General features: G+C 55.0%; 10 protein-coding genes and 2 rRNA genes. All 12 read left to right on the top strand.

Annotated elements, in window-relative coordinates; all coding sequences use genetic code 11:
• The first annotated feature begins 12 nt into the window (after positions 1-12).
• The 12 genes from argB (at position 13) to ACLI1L_RS07025 (ending at position 16,269) form a co-directional block, all read left to right on the top strand.
• On the top strand, positions 13-948 hold the full coding sequence (gene argB, locus ACLI1L_RS07080) for an acetylglutamate kinase (protein ID WP_411707216.1): 936 nt from the start codon (positions 13-15) through the stop codon (positions 946-948).
• Positions 945-2,123 carry an acetylornithine transaminase gene (locus tag ACLI1L_RS07075; protein WP_411707215.1) on the top strand — a complete coding sequence of 393 codons (1,179 nt, stop codon included), beginning with the start codon at positions 945-947 and terminating at the stop codon, positions 2,121-2,123. The genes argB and ACLI1L_RS07075 overlap by 4 nt, the downstream gene beginning before the upstream one ends.
• Positions 2,120-3,040: an ornithine carbamoyltransferase gene (argF, locus tag ACLI1L_RS07070; protein ID WP_411707214.1), complete on the top strand. Its 921-nt coding sequence runs from the start codon at positions 2,120-2,122 to the stop codon at positions 3,038-3,040. The genes ACLI1L_RS07075 and argF overlap by 4 nt, the downstream gene beginning before the upstream one ends.
• Positions 3,041-3,043: 3 nt before the next feature.
• Positions 3,044-3,526, top strand: coding sequence for an arginine repressor (locus ACLI1L_RS07065; RefSeq protein WP_049358438.1), 483 nt, complete (start codon positions 3,044-3,046; stop codon positions 3,524-3,526).
• 81 nt (positions 3,527-3,607) lie between these two features.
• Positions 3,608-4,828, top strand: coding sequence for an argininosuccinate synthase (locus tag ACLI1L_RS07060; protein ID WP_023021630.1), 1,221 nt, complete (start codon positions 3,608-3,610; stop codon positions 4,826-4,828).
• Positions 4,829-4,834: 6 nt separating this feature from the next.
• Entirely contained in the window at positions 4,835-6,265 is a 1,431-nt protein-coding gene (gene argH, locus ACLI1L_RS07055) for an argininosuccinate lyase (RefSeq protein ID WP_411707213.1), read from the top strand.
• A 219-nt stretch (positions 6,266-6,484) separates the two neighbouring features.
• Positions 6,485-8,002: an amino acid permease gene (locus ACLI1L_RS07050; protein WP_411707212.1), complete on the top strand. Its 1,518-nt coding sequence runs from the start codon at positions 6,485-6,487 to the stop codon at positions 8,000-8,002.
• Between the two features lie 12 nt (positions 8,003-8,014).
• Positions 8,015-9,052 carry an ornithine cyclodeaminase gene (locus ACLI1L_RS07045; RefSeq protein WP_005323253.1) on the top strand — a complete coding sequence of 346 codons (1,038 nt, stop codon included), beginning with the start codon at positions 8,015-8,017 and terminating at the stop codon, positions 9,050-9,052.
• 56 nt (positions 9,053-9,108) lie between these two features.
• A complete protein-coding gene (locus ACLI1L_RS07040; RefSeq protein WP_005323252.1) occupies positions 9,109-9,282 on the top strand; it encodes a Trm112 family protein in 174 nt (57 codons plus the stop codon).
• Between the two features lie 24 nt (positions 9,283-9,306).
• Positions 9,307-10,566 carry a tyrosine--tRNA ligase gene (gene tyrS, locus ACLI1L_RS07035; RefSeq protein WP_394286939.1) on the top strand — a complete coding sequence of 420 codons (1,260 nt, stop codon included), beginning with the start codon at positions 9,307-9,309 and terminating at the stop codon, positions 10,564-10,566.
• A 651-nt stretch (positions 10,567-11,217) separates the two neighbouring features.
• Positions 11,218-12,735 (top strand): 16S ribosomal RNA (locus ACLI1L_RS07030).
• 465 nt (positions 12,736-13,200) lie between these two features.
• Positions 13,201-16,269 (top strand): 23S ribosomal RNA (locus ACLI1L_RS07025).
• Together the 16S and 23S rRNA genes form the textbook arrangement of a ribosomal RNA operon.
• Positions 16,270-16,303: the final 34 nt, after the last annotated feature.

The raw sequence follows: 16,303 nt of genomic DNA, 5'->3' as shown, positions 1-16,303 counted from the left end.
GAGGAGATGAAAATGTTTAGTGGGCTTAGTGATCAAGAGCGCGCCACCGTCCTAGCGGATGCCCTCCCGTGGCTCCAACATTATCGGGACACCATCGTAGTGGTTAAATACGGCGGCAATGCCATGGTGGACGAAGAACTTAAAGCTGCCTTCGCCGCGGACATGGTCTTTTTGCGCACCGTGGGCGTTAAGCCGGTGGTGGTGCATGGTGGTGGGCCACAGATCAACTCCATGCTCCACAAGCTTGGTATAGAAGGGGAGTTTCGAGGCGGCTTTCGCGTGACCTCTCCGGAGATCATGGAAGTAGTTCGCATGGTGCTTTTTGGGCAGGTAGGTCGCGGATTAGTCAACCTCATCAATTCGCACGGCCCATATGCGGTGGGGACCTCTGGCGAAGACGCGGGACTATTCCGGGCCACCAAAAGGTTGGTGGAAGTCGATGGAAAACCTACCGATATTGGGATGGTCGGAGACATCGTAGAAGTCAATCCCACGGCCGTGAAGGACATTATCGACGCTGGGCGCATCCCAGTGGTCTCGACCATCGCACCGGGAGAGGAAGGCGCAATTTATAACATCAATGCCGATAGCGCGGCTGGGGCTTTGGCTAGCGCAATCGGGGCAGAGCGTTTGGTCATTCTCACCAATGTGGAAGGCCTATACACTGACTGGCCAAACCGCGAATCCCTCGTGTCCAAGATCGAACGTGGTCAACTTTCCAGGCTTCTTCCCCGACTGGACTCCGGCATGATTCCCAAGATGGAATCTTGCCTCAAGGCAGTAGAAGGCGGGGTATCGGCCGCGCACGTTATCGACGGCCGGATTGGCCACTCGGTGCTCCTAGAGCTTTTAACCTTGGGTGGCATCGGAACCATGGTGTTGCCAGATGATTATAAGCAACACGACTACCCCGAAGGGACCATCTTCAGGAAGGATGATGCAGCATGAACAAGCCACAGAGCTTGACACAGCGGTGGTCGGAGACGGTCGTTGATACCTATGGCACACCGTCCATAGGTCTCGTCTCCGGCCAAGGGGCAACGCTTAACGATGAGCACGGTAAGTCCTATATTGATCTACTAGCAGGCATTGCGGTGAATTCCTTGGGATACGGCAATGAGCACGTAGCACAGGCGGTATCCCACCAGGCGCGCACTTTGGCGCATACCTCGAACCTCTTCGCCACTCAGCCAGTGCTGGATGCGGGGGCGAAGCTGATTGAGCGCGTGGGAGACGATAGCGCACGAGTGTTCTTCTGTAACTCTGGCGCCGAAGCCAATGAGGCTGCATTTAAGCTTGCTCGCCTGACCGGGCGCCGGCGAATCCTCGCTGCCGAGCACGGCTTTCATGGACGAACCATGGGGGCACTGGCCTTGACCGGTCAGCCCGATAAACAGCGCTCTTTCCGCCCGTTGCCGGGAGGAGTGGAGTTCTATCCGTTCGGGGATGTGGAGTATCTGCGTCAGCTGGTGGAACAAGATCCCCAGGACACTGCGGCCATAATCCTGGAACCAATTCAGGGAGAAACTGGCGTCATTCCGGCCCCTGCGGGGTTCATGAAAAAGGTCAGCGAGCTGTGCGATGAATACGGAGTCCTATTAATCGTTGACGAGGTACAAACAGGCGTAGGCCGTACCGGGACGTTCTTTGCCCACGAGGTAGAAGGAATTCAACCGGACGTTATCACTATGGCGAAAGGCCTAGGTGCCGGACTACCCATCGGCGCAACGATTACCCGAGGGCGTGCCAAGGGTCTTTTTGGGCCCGGCTCTCGTGGCGCCACCTTTGGCGGGAACCCCGTGGCGTGCGCCGCGGCAAACGTAGTTCTTGACACCGTAGATGCGGAATTGCTCGCAGAGGTGACCCGCAAGGGGGACTATGTGCGGCAGGAATGTGAAAAGTATTCAATTGTAGATCGTGTGCGCGGCCGAGGTCTTATGCTGGGCCTTGTATTAAGCGCACCGGTGGCTAAGCAGGCCGTGCGGGACGGGCTCGCACACGGGCTTATTCTCAACGCTCCCAACGAGAATGTTCTTCGACTAACCCCACCTTTGGTCATTTCCCAGCATGAACTCGACACAGCACTATCAACTCTCGGAACCACATTGGAGAAACTGGCATGAGCCTGCGGCACTTCCTAGCTGATGATGATCTCAGCCCACAAGAACAAGCGACGGTTTTAGATTTAGCTGAAAAGCTAAAGAAGGAGCCCTTTGCAGAGCGCCCTTTAGAAGGTCCCAAGACCGTGGCGGTTCTCTTTGATAAATCGTCTACGCGCACCCGCTTTTCCTTTGAAACCGCGGTAGCGAATATGGGCGGCAGGGGTATTACCGTCGACACTTCTACAACCCAGATGGGCAAGGGGGAATCTTTTCAAGATACGGCGGCGGTGCTTTCAAGGTACGTGGAGGCCATTGTGTGGCGTACGTTTGAGCACGACAATCTGCTCCAGATGGCAGAGACTGCTACCGTACCTTTGATTAATGCGCTTTCTGATGACCTACATCCCTGCCAGATCCTGGCTGATTTGCTGACCTGTCGCGAGAATCTAGGTGATCTGCCGGGCAAAAAGGCCGTATACCTGGGTGATGGCGACAATAATATGGCCAACTCGTACATGATCGGTTTTGCCACGGCCGGTATGGACGTCTCCATCATTGCGCCAGAGGGATTTCAGCCTCGCCAGGAATTCGTCGACCGCGCGCGTCAGCGGGGCAATATCACCATTACTGATGATGTCAATGAAGTAGAAGGCGCGGACGTCGTGATTACGGATACCTGGGTTTCTATGGGACAGGAAAATGATGGTCGTGATAGGCGCACGCCGTTCCTGCCTTATCAGGTTGATTCGACCATAATGAGCAAAGCACATAAGGATGCAATATTCTTACATTGTTTGCCGGCGTACCGTGGAAACGAGGTCACGAATGAGGTGATCGATGGTCCGCAGTCGCGAGTCTTCGATGAAGCGGAAAATCGCCTGCATGCGCAGAAGGCGCTTCTCGTCTGGTTGCTCGAAATAAATAAGGAGATCAACTAAGTAATGAACACCCCGACCACTCGCAATGCTCGGCAGGCCAAAATTCTAGAGATTTTGGACCGCAATCGCGTCACCAGCCAGGTGCAGCTATCCGAGCTGCTTCTCGCAGACGGCATTGACATCACGCAGGCCACTTTGTCCCGTGACTTGGATGAGTTGGGAGCGAAGAAGGTAAAGCGTGATGGCGGCCGTTCCTATTACATGGTCGGCGGTGAGCTGGAGCAATTTGAAGATCAAGTGGGAGGGCCCCGAGAAAAGCTGCGACGCATGCTCGATGAATTGGTGGTATCCCATGATTCTTCCGGCAATATTGCGATGCTGCGCACGCCAGCTGGCGCGGCCCAGTACCTGGCTAGTTTTATTGACAGGGTAGGGCTGCACGATGTCATTGGTTGTATCGCCGGTGATGACACCATTTTCGTCTTGGCGCGCGAGGGTGTCACAGGCGCAGATTTGGCCGTGACGCTTACCACGCGGAATCTTTAGACAGCGAGGGTGGAAATTCATACCACCGTCGTATATTATGTACTTAAATGAATTGTTTCCAATGGATCGAGGAGATTTACCATGTCCGCACGCGTAGTCTTGGCCTACTCCGGTGGCCTTGATACTTCTGTTGCTATTCCGTACCTGGCAAAAATGACCGGCGGCGATGTTGTTGCCGTTTCCCTGGATTTGGGTCAAGGTGGCGAGGATATGGAATCGGTGCGCCAGCGTGCACTTGACTGCGGTGCCGTAGAGTCCATCGTTATCGATGCCAAGGATGAGTTCGCAGAGGAATACTGCGTTCCCACCATTCAGGCAAACGGCATGTATATGAAGCAGTACCCGCTGGTATCGGCCATTTCCCGTCCGCTCATTACCAAGCACCTTGTTAAGGCTGCCCAGGAATTTGGCGGCACCCACGTCTCCCACGGTTGCACCGGCAAGGGCAATGACCAGGTACGCTTTGAGGTTTCTTTCCGTGCCCAGGATCCTTCTCTCGAAATTATCGCTCCTGCACGTGATTATGCGTGGACCCGAGATAAGGCCATCGCCTTTGCGGAGGAGATCAACCTGCCAATTGAGCAGTCCGCCTCCTCGCCATTTTCTATCGACCAGAATCTGTGGGGCCGCGCCGTCGAAACTGGATTCCTAGAGGATCTGTGGAATCCACCGACAAAGGACCTCTACGCCTACACCGAGGACCCGGGTCTGGGCAATGCCCCGGATGAAATTATCCTCTCCTTTGAAAAGGGCATCCCCGTGGCGGTGGATGGCCAAAAGATGTCCCCGCTGCAGATCATTGAAGAGGTCAACCGCCGCGCAGGTGCACAGGGTATTGGTCGCCTAGATATGGTCGAAGACCGTTTGGTGGGCATTAAGTCCCGTGAGGTCTACGAAGCTCCGGGTGCAATGGTCCTTATCCAAGCGCACGAGGCGCTAGAGGATGTCACTGTGGAGCGCGAGTTGGCTCGCTACAAGCGCCTCACCGATGCTCGATGGTCCGAGGAGGTCTACGACGGCCTCTGGCATTCGCCGCTGAAGCGTTCCCTGGACGCTTTCATTGCGGAATCTCAGGAAAACGTCACCGGCGATATTCGCCTAAGCATGCACGCCGGCACTGCCACGGTGACCGGGCGCCGTTCTGGCCAGTCGCTGTACTCCTTCGACTTGGCCACCTATGACACCGGCGATTCCTTCGACCAAACTGCCGCAAAGGGCTTTGTGCAGCTGCATGGCCTGTCTACCCAGATTTCCAATCAGCGCGACCGCGATGGCGGTTTTCCAACCAGCGCCCAGAAGTAGAAGCATATGGAACCACATAAGACTAATGAGGGTGCCCTGTGGGGCGGCCGCTTTTCCGGCGGACCCTCCGAGGCAATGTTTGCCCTCTCTGTATCCACCCACTTTGACTGGGTCCTCGCGCCTTATGACGTATTAGCCTCCAAGGCGCATGCCAAAGTGCTGCACAAGGCAGGCTTGCTATCCGACGCCGACCTGGAAACCATGCTCGCCGGTCTCACCGAGCTAGGGGAGAAGGTGGACTCTGGCGAATTCCGCCCGGCGCCGACAGATGAGGACGTCCACGGTGCGATGGAACGCGGGCTCATTGAGATTGTCGGGCCGGAAGTAGGCGGTCGCCTGCGTGCTGGCCGCTCGCGTAATGACCAGGTAGCGACGCTGTTTCGCATGTGGGTACGCGATGCCATTCGCGATACCGCCGCCCAGGTGAGTGACTTGGTGGATGCCTTGGCTGATCAAGCCGCATCCCATCCCGATGCCATCATGCCGGGCAAGACTCACTCGCAAGCAGCGCAGCCAATTCTGCTAGCGCACGAACTTTTGGGCCATGCGCAGCCGCTTCTGCGCGATATCGAGCGCCTGCAAGATTTGGACAAGCGCCTAGCCGTGTCTCCCTATGGCTCTGGCGCGCTTGCTGGCTCGTCTTTGCAGCTGGATCCAGAGGCCATTGCGCAAGAGCTAGGGTTCGACTCCGCTGCGGAAAACTCCTTGGACGGCACTGCGGCTCGTGACTTCGCCTCCGAGACTGCCTTCGTTTTGGCGCAGATCGCGGTGGATATGTCCCGCCTTTCGGAAGAAATCATCTATTGGTGCACACCGGAATACGGCTATGTCACGCTTGATGATGCTTGGTCGACGGGTTCGTCCATCATGCCCCAGAAGAAGAATCCAGACGTTCCGGAACTTACCCGCGGCAAGACTGGCCGCCTTATTGGCAATCTCACAGGGCTTTTGTCCACGCTGAAGGCTCAGCCGCTGGCCTATAATCGCGACCTGCAGGAAGACAAGGAGCCTATCGTTGACTCGGTCGCGCAGCTAAACCTGCTGCTGCCGGCGATGACCGGTCTTGTATCGACGCTGACCTTCCATGAGGACCGCATGCGCGAGTTGGCTCCGCGCGGGTTTACACTGGCTACCGATTTGGCCGAATGGATGGTCCGCCAAGGAGTTCCCTTCCGTGAAGCGCACGAAGCCTCCGGCGCATGCGTACGGATTGCTGAGGAACGTGGGGTGGACCTAATCGACCTCAGCGACGAGGACCTAGCGGGCGTCGACAAGCGGCTAAAGCAGGGTGTCCGCGAAGTGCTCACCATTGACGGAGCAGTGGCTTCTCGTGACACCAAGGGTGGCACGGCCGGCGCTCGAGTGGCTGAGCAACGGGAAAAGGTACGGGAACGGGCCGCTGCCGCCCGCACGTGGGCGCAGACGCCACTGCGCTAATGAGTTCTTTTCCCTGAAAACCGCATGGTCTATGGCCATGCGGTTCTGTTATGCCTAGATGCGGGGGTAGGGGATTAGCCCCTATTCCCAACCCTCCAACTGCATTGTTGAACACAGTGGGGGTGCCGGTGACGTGGGTTACAGTGTGGTGCGGTACTATCCTTGCAGAGAATGTGACCTACCAGACGCATTCCCGTCAATGAAAGGACGATCTCTCCCATGACAGTAAATTCGCCGCCGCCCACAACGGGGCCGCACGAGAACGAGAAGGCGGTCTACGCTTCGGAAGACCACGGCCTGCAAAAGGGGATGGGCAATCGCCAGCTCCAGATGATCGCCATCGGTTCTGCCATTGGTACCGGTCTTCTTTTGGGTACCGGTAGCCGCTTGCAAGACGCCGGACCGTTCCTAGCGGTGCTGTACCTTATTTGTGGCTTCTTTGGCTATATCATCCTGCGTTCTCTTGGCGAGCTCATTGTTTATCGCCCCAGCTCCGGTTCCTTCGTCTCCTATGCCCGTGAGTTCTACGGTGAGAAGACCGCTTTTGTCACAGGCTGGTTGTACTGGGGAAACTGGGCGATGACCTTGGTGGCGGACGGCACAGCCGTAGCTATCTACATCAAGTGGTTTAGCCAGTACACGTCGTGGCTCGACGCCGTTCCGCAGTGGGCACTGGCCCTCGTTGTTATCTGCGGCATCCTTGTATTCAACATGCTCTCGGTGAAGATCTTCGGCGAACTGGAGTACTGGTTCTCCCTCATCAAAATTGTCGCGTTGATCATCTTCATGTTGGTGGCCATCGGTGTCCTTATTCTTGGCCACCCGAGCGGCGATCCCACCGGCTTTAGCCTCATTTCTGATACCGGTGGCTGGCTGCCCAATGGCCTCATGCCTGCCGTCATCGTTGTCCAAGGCGTCGTCTTTGCCTACGCCGGCATCGAGCTTGTTGGAACCACCTCCGGTGAGACTAAAAATGTAGAAAAGCATATCCCGCGCGCAGTCAACAATGTGCTGCTCCGCATCTTGATTTTCTACTTCGGCTCCGTGCTATTGCTGACCTTGGTGTTGCCATACACTAACTATGTCGCAGATGTTTCGCCGTTCGTGACCTTCTTTGAGTCCCTGGGCGTTGGCGCGGCGGCTCCGATTTTCCAGCTTGTCGTTATCACTGCTGCGATTTCCTCGCTCAACGCTGGCCTGTATTCCACCGGCCGCATTATGTACAACATGTCCACCTCCGGCTCCGGCCCGAAGTTTGGCGCTCGCATGTCCAAGTCTGGTGTTCCCTACGGCGGCATCGTCATGGCGGCCATGGTGGGCTTGGTAGGCGTCTTCCTCAACTATGTAGTGCCAGAAATGGCATTCGAGATTGTGCTTAACCTAGCAGCCCTGGGCACCCTGGCTTCGTGGGCAGCAGTTGCGCTCTCGCACCTCAAGTTTGTGCGCCTGGCCAAGAGCGGAAGCTATACCCGACCGGGATACCGCTCGCCGTTTGGCGAAGGCGGAGACTGGGCAGTGCTCATCTTCATTGGCCTAGTCATTATCTTGATGGCCTTTGATTATCCAATCGGCACTTTTGCACTTGCATCGACCCTGCTCCTCGTTCCGGTCTTTATGGCAATGTGGTACGCATGGCGCGACCGTATTCGTACAATCGCGGAAGAGAGGAAGGCCAAGCATCTGCCAACCTCCAGCTTCCCGGCCGCACCGCAAACAGACCTTCACCCAAAGAAATAGAAAGGAACTTTTATGAACCACGCTGTTAAGTTCGTAGACGTAGAAAATATGGCGCGCTGGATTCAGCGCGAGGGCGTTGAAAACATCATTACCGGAATGGTGGATTACCTCGAGGCTGACTACCGCGAGTGGGAGCGCTTTGACAAGATTCCGCGCGTTGCCTCCCACACCCCATTCGGAGTCATCGAGCTCATGCCGACCTCCAACGGTAAGGAGTACTCCTTCAAGTACGTCAACGGCCACCCGTCCAATCCGGCCCGTGGTTTCCAGACCGTTACCGCCTTTGGCGTGCTTGCCGACGTCGACAATGGTTACCCCACCTTCGAAGCCGAGATGACGCTGCTTACCGCACTGCGTACTGCTGCAACCTCCGCCATGGTGGCAAAGCACCTAGCACGCAAGGACTCCAAGCGCATGGCCATGGTCGGTGCCGGATCCCAGTCTGAATTCCAGGCCTTGGGCTTCCGTGGCGTGATGGGCATCGAGGACATCACTATTTATGACATTGACCCTGAGGCGGTAGAGAAGTTCAAGCGCAATCTGGAGCCACTGGGCTTTAATATCACTGCCTGCTCTAGCGTCGACGAGGCGGTTCTTGGTGCAGACATTATTACCACCTGCACTGCAGACAAGGCACAGAACCAGATTCTGGCCGAGCGCCACGTCGCCCCAGGTGTCCACCTCAACGCTGTTGGCGGTGACTGCCCAGGTAAGACCGAGCTGGAAAGCTCCATTCTGGACAAGTCCAAGGTCTTTGTGGAGTTCCCGGAGCAGACTCGCATCGAGGGCGAAATTCAGCAGAAGCCGGAAGACTTCCCGGTTGTCGAGTTCTACCAGGTGCTCACCGGCCAGGCCACCGGCCGTGATGACGATGAGCAGATCACGCTTTTCGACGATGTCGGATTCGCTATTAACGACTTCTCCGCCCTGCGTTATCTGCGCGATTCCGTCAAGGGAACCGACTTGGAGTCTGAGATTGACATCATTGCCAACCCGGATGATCCCAAGGATCTCTTCTCCTTGGTGGCTAACGTTCCGTCCCTGCTTTAAGGCCAAGGTGGGGTAGAGGGATCCAACTTCTTCCTTTACCCGCTAAGATAAGGCGCATGAGTCTTGACCCGAAGTTGCTAGAGGTCCTTGTCTGCCCGCAAGACAAGGGCCCTTTGACATATCTGGAAGATAAACAGGTCCTCGTCAACGAGCGGCTGGGTATTGCCTATCCCATTGAGGATGACATCCCAGTCATGCTTGTAGACCACGCCCAGAAATGGCCCGCTTAACTTCGATTTCTAGAAAGACTTCCCATGAATATCATTGATGAACTGCAATGGCGCGGACTAATCAATCAGTCCACCGATCTTGAAGCGCTCCGCGAAGCATGCGAGAACCCTATCGCGCTGTACTGCGGATTCGACCCTACCGGTGACTCCCTCCATGCAGGTCACCTCGTTCCGCTTATTATGCTGCGTCGATTCCAAGAAGCGGGGCACCACCCGATCGCGCTAGCGGGTGGAGCGACAGGATTTATTGGCGATCCGCGCGACGTCGGCGAGCGTTCCATGCTCAGCGAAGAGGACTTGGCCCATAACCTTGAGGCTATCAAGGGGCAGCTACGTCGGTTTATTGATTTCGAGGGCGAACACGCCGCCACCATGGTCAATAATGCTGATTGGACCATGAATATGTCGGTCATTGACTTCTTGCGCGATGTGGGAAAGAACTTCTCCCTCAACACGATGTTGGACCGCGATACCGTCAAGCGACGCCTCGAAGGCGATGGTATTTCCTACACCGAGTTCTCTTATATGCTCTTGCAGTCCAATGACTTTGTGCAGCTTCGCCGTGAGCGGGATTGCGTTCTGCAGATTGGCGGCGGTGACCAGTGGGGAAACATCGTTTCCGGCGTTGACCTCAACCGCCGCATTGACGGTGCGAAGGTGCATGGCCTTACGGTGCCGCTAGTTACCGACGCCTCTGGACAGAAGTTCGGCAAGTCCACCGGCGGCGGAAAACTGTGGCTCGATCCGGAAAAGACTTCCGCTTACTCTTGGTACCAATACTTCCTAAACGCCGGTGACTCTGTCGTCATCGACTACTTGCGCTGGTTTACCTTCCTGACGCAGGAGGAAATCGCCGAGTATGCGCGAGCAGTCGAAGAAGAGCCCTACAAGCGAGCAGCTCAGCGCCGCCTGGCTCAAGAGATCACCGATTTGGTTCATGGTGCAGAGGCTACGAAGGCAGTCGAGCTTGCGGCGCAAGCGCTCTTCGGCAAAGCGGAGCTTTCCGAGCTGGACGAGAAAACCCTCGTTGGCGCTCTTTCTGAGACCGCCGTTGCGGATGTTGCAGCCGGCGAACCGCGCACCATTGTTGATCTTTTGGTTGCCAGCGGTTTGGCCGATTCCAAGGGTGCTGCTCGCCGTACCATCAAGGAAGGCGGTGCGTATGTCAACAACGAGCGCATCGAATCGGCGGAGTGGGAGCCTTCGGCAGACGATCTTCTTCATGGGAGCTGGCTGGTGCTGCGCCGCGGCAAGAAGAATTTCGCCGGTGCCAAGCTGAGCTAAACAGCGGGAAATGACGTCCTTTCCACACGGTGGAAGTGCGTCATTTTTCGTTTTTCCAGCCCATACTGGGGATTTGTGTTGTTTGGTTGTGGTGGACTACATTAATCCAAGTCGCCGCGAGGTAGCCGGGAGGTTACTTGATGGTGACATTTTGTACGGACTTGGTTCGATGATTTGACTTTGTTCTTTGAGTTGAGTAAGTTTGTACGAGCCGCCAACGAGAGGTTAACGGGAAGTTAATTTTTTGTTGGTTGGTGATGATGTTTGAGAACTCAATAGTGTGCCAATGTACTTTTTATTTTTTGTGTGCATGGTTGTGTGTTGATTGGTTTGTCTGCCAATAAGCCTTTTGGTTGGTTTGTTGGTTGGTGTGTGCCGGTTGGGTATGTGGAACACGTACCTTTTTGAATGCTGTTTGGTGTTTCGGCTGCATTGAGATGGATTGGTTGGCATGTGATTGTGTTTACCTTTTTTGGTTTCCTCTTTTTGACCCCGTCGGGTTGAGGGGACTGTAATTTTTTTCTTTGTAGTAATTTTTTGGACGCCAGCATGAGCTTTATGAAGTGTTTTTGCTTTGTGGTTTGTGGTGGTTTGTTCTTTTGTTGGGTTTCGGGCTTTTCACGGCCTGTTTCGGATTTGTTCTGAAATTTTTTTGTGGAGAGTTTGATCCTGGCTCAGGACGAACGCTGGCGGCGTGCTTAACACATGCAAGTCGAACGGAAAGGCCCTGCTTGCAGGGTACTCGAGTGGCGAACGGGTGAGTAACACGTGGGTGATCTGCCCTGCACTTCGGGATAAGCCTGGGAAACTGGGTCTAATACCGGATAGGAGCCATTTTTAGTGTGATGGTTGGAAAGTTTTTTCGGTGTAGGATGAGCTCGCGGCCTATCAGCTTGTTGGTGGGGTAATGGCCTACCAAGGCGGCGACGGGTAGCCGGCCTGAGAGGGTGGACGGCCACATTGGGACTGAGATACGGCCCAGACTCCTACGGGAGGCAGCAGTGGGGAATATTGCACAATGGGCGCAAGCCTGATGCAGCGACGCCGCGTGGGGGATGACGGCCTTCGGGTTGTAAACTCCTTTCGCTAGGGACGAAGCTTTTTGTGACGGTACCTAGATAAGAAGCACCGGCTAACTACGTGCCAGCAGCCGCGGTAATACGTAGGGTGCGAGCGTTGTCCGGAATTACTGGGCGTAAAGGGCTCGTAGGTGGTTTGTCGCGTCGTCTGTGAAATTCCGGGGCTTAACTCCGGGCGTGCAGGCGATACGGGCATAACTTGAGTACTGTAGGGGTAACTGGAATTCCTGGTGTAGCGGTGAAATGCGCAGATATCAGGAGGAACACCGATGGCGAAGGCAGGTTACTGGGCAGTTACTGACGCTGAGGAGCGAAAGCATGGGTAGCGAACAGGATTAGATACCCTGGTAGTCCATGCCGTAAACGGTGGGCGCTAGGTGTGAGGGTCTTTTCACGACTTTCGTGCCGTAGCTAACGCATTAAGCGCCCCGCCTGGGGAGTACGGCCGCAAGGCTAAAACTCAAAGGAATTGACGGGGGCCCGCACAAGCGGCGGAGCATGTGGATTAATTCGATGCAACGCGAAGAACCTTACCTGGGCTTGACATACACTGGATCGGGCTAGAGATAGTCTTTCCCTTTGTGGCTGGTGTACAGGTGGTGCATGGTTGTCGTCAGCTCGTGTCGTGAGATGTTGGGTTAAGTCCCGCAACGAGCGCAACCCTTGTCTTATGTTGCCAGCATTTGGTTGGGGACTCATGAGAGACTGCCGGGGTCAACTCGGAGGAAGGTGGGGATGACGTCAAATCATCATGCCCCTTATGTCCAGGGCTTCACACATGCTACAATGGTCGGTACAACGCGCAGCGACACTGTGAGGTGGAGCGAATCGCTGAAAGCCGGCCTTAGTTCGGATTGGGGTCTGCAACTCGACCCCATGAAGTCGGAGTCGCTAGTAATCGCAGATCAGCAACGCTGCGGTGAATACGTTCCCGGGCCTTGTACACACCGCCCGTCACGTCATGAAAGTTGGTAACACCCGAAGCCGGTGGCCCAAACTTGTTAGGGAGCCGTCGAAGGTGGGATCGGCGATTGGGACGAAGTCGTAACAAGGTACCCGTACCGGAAGGTGCGGGTGGATCACCTCCTTTCTAAGGAGCTTTATTTATTGGGCACAGTTGTGCCGTGCTGCCACGGTTGTGGTGGGTGTTGGTTGAGTGTGCGAGTGTCATGCTGCCAACGTTGTTTGTTTGAAAATTTCCGGGTGGAAGATACACCTTTAAGACAAAGACCGAGTGTTTGAATGGCGCTTTGTGACACGCAGTGTTGTGCACATGGGAAGTAAGTGTTTGTATGTTGGTGCATTGTTGGGTGTCTGGGGCATTATCCCCTTTTTTTGGTGCCTGACCATTTTGCTGGTGTGCATGGTTTGTGTGTGCTGGTTTGTGGTTGGGGTGTTGTGTGAGAACTGTATAGTGGACGCGAGCATTAAACACATGTGGCAGGCTGCGCTTTTGTGTGGTGTGTTGTGTGTGTTTGTGTGATTTCTTTTTTGTGTTTATTTTGTCAAGTTCACTTGTGTGGCCACTCGCGCTTGTTTGTGTGTGGTGGTTTGTGTGTTCGTTATTAAGGGCGCATGGTGGATGCCTTGGCATGCTGAGCCGATGAAGGACGTGAAAGGCTGCGTTAAGCCTCGGGGAGTTGTCAATTAAGCGTTGATCCGAGGATGTCCGAATGGGGAAACCTGGCCCTGGTTATGTGGGGTTACCCTTCAGTGAATTCATAGCTGTTGTGGGGGTTTACGCGGGGAAGTGAAACATCTCAGTACCCGTAGGAGAAGAAAATAATAATGATTCTGCTAGTAGTGGCGAACGAACGTGGATGAGGCTAAACCGTGTGCATGTGATACCTGGTAGGGGTTGTGTGTGCGGTGTTGTGGGCCCTGATGTGCGGTGACTACCATTGCCGCGTCTGCGCATTGTTGTTAGGTGAAGTGGTTTGGAATGGCCTGCCGGAGTAGGTGAGAGTCCTGTAGCTGAAGATGATGATGTGTGGGTTGTTGGGTTGCCCGAGTAGCAGCGGGCTCGTGGAATCTGCTGTGAATCTGCCGGGACCACCCGGTAAGCCTAAATACTCAGTGTGACCGATAGTGTATGAGTACCGTGAGGGAATGGTGAAAAGTACCCCGGGAGGGGAGTGAAATAGTTCCTGAAACCATGTGCTTACAATCCGTCAGAGCACCTTTGTGTGTGTGATGGCGTGCCTTTTGAAGAATGAGCCTGCGAGTCAGCGGCATGTCGCGAGGTTAACCCGTGTGGGGTAGCCGTAGGGAAACCGAATCCTAATGGGGTGTTTAGTGGCATGTCCTGGACCCGAAGCGGGGTGATCTACCCATGGCCAGTGTGAAGCAGCTGTAAGAGGTTGTGGAGGCGCGAACCCACGTAGGTTGAAAACTGCGGGGATGAGCTGTGGGTAGGGGTGAAAGGCCAATCAAACTCCGTGATAGCTGGTTCTCCCCGAAATGCATTTAGGTGCAGCGTCGTATTATAGCTTGGTGGAGGTAGAGCTACTGGTTGGTTGAGCGGGACTACAATCTTAGCAATGTCAGCCAAACTCCGAATGCCATTAATTGTGTTGTACGGCAGTGAGACTGTGGGGGATAAGCTTCATAGTCGAGAGGGAAACAGCCCAGATCGCCGGTTAAGGCCCCTAAGGGTGTACTAAGTGGAAAAGGATGTGGGATCGCGAAGACAGCCAGGAGGTTGGCTTAGAAGCAGCCATCCTTGAAAGAGTGCGTAATAGCTCACTGGTCGAGTGGTTCTGCGCCGACAATGTAGTGGGGCTCAAGTACACCGCCGAAGCCGCGGCAACAATTTTTTGTTGGGTAGGGGAGCGTCGTGCATGGGTTGAAGCGTTACCGTAAGGAGGCGTGGACTGTGTGCGAGTGAGAATGCAGGCATGAGTAACGAATTGATAGGTGAGAATCCTATCCGCCGGATGACTAAGGGTTCCTGGGTCAAGTTCGTCTTCCCAGGGTGAGTCGGGACCTAAGGCGAGGCCGACAGGCGTAGTCGATGGATAACCAGTTGATATTCTGGTACCCGTACATGCGCGCCCATGATAAAGCACTGATACTAACCACCGCGGATGCATTGCTGGTCTTCTTTGAAGTCTGGTGGTGTTGATGTCGTGGGGCCTGATGTGTGGTTCAAGTGATGGGGTGACGCAGTGAGGTAGCCACGCCACTTATTGGATTGGTGGTGTAAGCGTGCAGACCGTGTGGTAGGTAAATCCGCTGCACATTATGGTTGAGGCGTGATGCGTAGACCCGATGGGGTTGATGGTGGTGATCCTGTACTGTCGAGAAAAGCCTCTAGCGATGTGTGTGTATGGCCCGTACCCTAAACCGACACAGGTGGTCAGGTTGAAAATACTAAGGCGTTCGGGTGAACTGTGGTTAAGGAATTCGGCAAAATGCCCCCGTAACTTCGGGAGAAGGGGGGCCCTACGATGTGAAGGTCCGTGCGGCTGGAAGCGTTGTGGGGTCGCAGAGAATAGAGGGAAGCGACTGTTTATCAAAAACACAGGTCCATGCGAAGACGTTAAGTTGATGTATATGGACTGACGCCTGCCCGGTGCTGGAAGGTTAAGAGGACCGGTTAGTAGTCTTTGACTGCGAAGCTGAGAATTTAAGCCCCAGTAAACGGCGGTGGTAACTATAACCATCCTAAGGTAGCGAAATTCCTTGTCGGGTAAGTTCCGACCTGCACGAATGGCGTAACGACTTCTCTGCTGTCTCAACCACAGGCCCGGTGAAATTGCACTACGAGTAAAGATGCTCGTTACGCGCGGCAGGACGAAAAGACCCCGGGACCTTCACTATAGCTTGGTATTGGTGTTTGGTTCGGTTTGTGTAGGATAGGTGGGAGACTTAGAAGCTATCACGCTAGTGGTGGTGGAGTCGTTGTTGAAATACCACTCTGATCGGATTGAGCATCTAACCTTGGCCCATGATCTGGGTTGGGGACAGTGCCTGGTGGGTAGTTTAACTGGGGCGGTTGCCTCCCAAAATGTAACGGAGGCGCCCAAAGGTTCCCTCAGCCTGGTTGGCAATCAGGTGGTGAGTGTAAGTGCACAAGGGAGCTTGACTGTGAGACAGACATGTCGAGCAGGGACGAAAGTCGGGACTAGTGATCCGGCACCTACTTGTGGATGTGGTGTCGCTCAACGGATAAAAGGTACCCCGGGGATAACAGGCTGATCTTCCCCAAGAGTCCATATCGACGGGATGGTTTGGCACCTCGATGTCGGCTCGTCGCATCCTGGGGCTGGAGTAGGTCCCAAGGGTTGGGCTGTTCGCCCATTAAAGCGGCACGCGAGCTGGGTTCAGAACGTCGTGAGACAGTTCGGTCTCTATCCGCCGCGCGCGTTGAAACTTGAAGAAAGCTGTCCCTAGTACGAGAGGACCGGGACGGACGTACCTCTAGTGTGCCAGTTATCCCGCCAGGGGTATCGCTGGTTGGCTACGTACGGAAGGGATAACCGCTGAAAGCATCTAAGCGGGAAGCCTGTTTTAAGATGAGGTTTCGTTAAGGTCCCCTAAAGACGATAGGGTAGATAGGCCAGACCTGGACGCACTGTAAGGTGTGAAGGCTACTGGTACTAATTGACCACAACAAACACCAACACACACTATGTGTGCTGGCAAAAAACAACAAC

The sequence above is a fragment of the Corynebacterium sp. LaCa117 genome, from assembly GCF_046717765.1.
Classification (GTDB): domain Bacteria; phylum Actinomycetota; class Actinomycetes; order Mycobacteriales; family Mycobacteriaceae; genus Corynebacterium; species Corynebacterium kefirresidentii.
Note: the sequence above shows the minus strand (reverse complement) of the source record. Positions and strands in the feature narration are given on the sequence as shown.

Bases quoted from the DNA above. Each gene is read 5' to 3' on its own strand.
- ACLI1L_RS07065 (WP_049358438.1), top strand. From the start codon at position 3,044: ATGAACACCCCGACCACTCGCAATGCTCGGCAGGCCAAAATTCTAGAG.
- argH (WP_411707213.1), top strand. From the start codon at position 4,835: ATGGAACCACATAAGACTAATGAGGGTGCCCTGTGGGGCGGCCGCTTT.
- tyrS (WP_394286939.1), top strand. From the start codon at position 9,307: ATGAATATCATTGATGAACTGCAATGGCGCGGACTAATCAATCAGTCC.
- ACLI1L_RS07040 (WP_005323252.1), top strand. From the start codon at position 9,109: ATGAGTCTTGACCCGAAGTTGCTAGAGGTCCTTGTCTGCCCGCAAGAC.
- argF (WP_411707214.1), top strand. From the start codon at position 2,120: ATGAGCCTGCGGCACTTCCTAGCTGATGATGATCTCAGCCCACAAGAA.
- argB (WP_411707216.1), top strand. From the start codon at position 13: ATGTTTAGTGGGCTTAGTGATCAAGAGCGCGCCACCGTCCTAGCGGAT.
- ACLI1L_RS07075 (WP_411707215.1), top strand. From the start codon at position 945: ATGAACAAGCCACAGAGCTTGACACAGCGGTGGTCGGAGACGGTCGTT.
- ACLI1L_RS07050 (WP_411707212.1), top strand. From the start codon at position 6,485: ATGACAGTAAATTCGCCGCCGCCCACAACGGGGCCGCACGAGAACGAG.
- ACLI1L_RS07045 (WP_005323253.1), top strand. From the start codon at position 8,015: ATGAACCACGCTGTTAAGTTCGTAGACGTAGAAAATATGGCGCGCTGG.
- ACLI1L_RS07060 (WP_023021630.1), top strand. From the start codon at position 3,608: ATGTCCGCACGCGTAGTCTTGGCCTACTCCGGTGGCCTTGATACTTCT.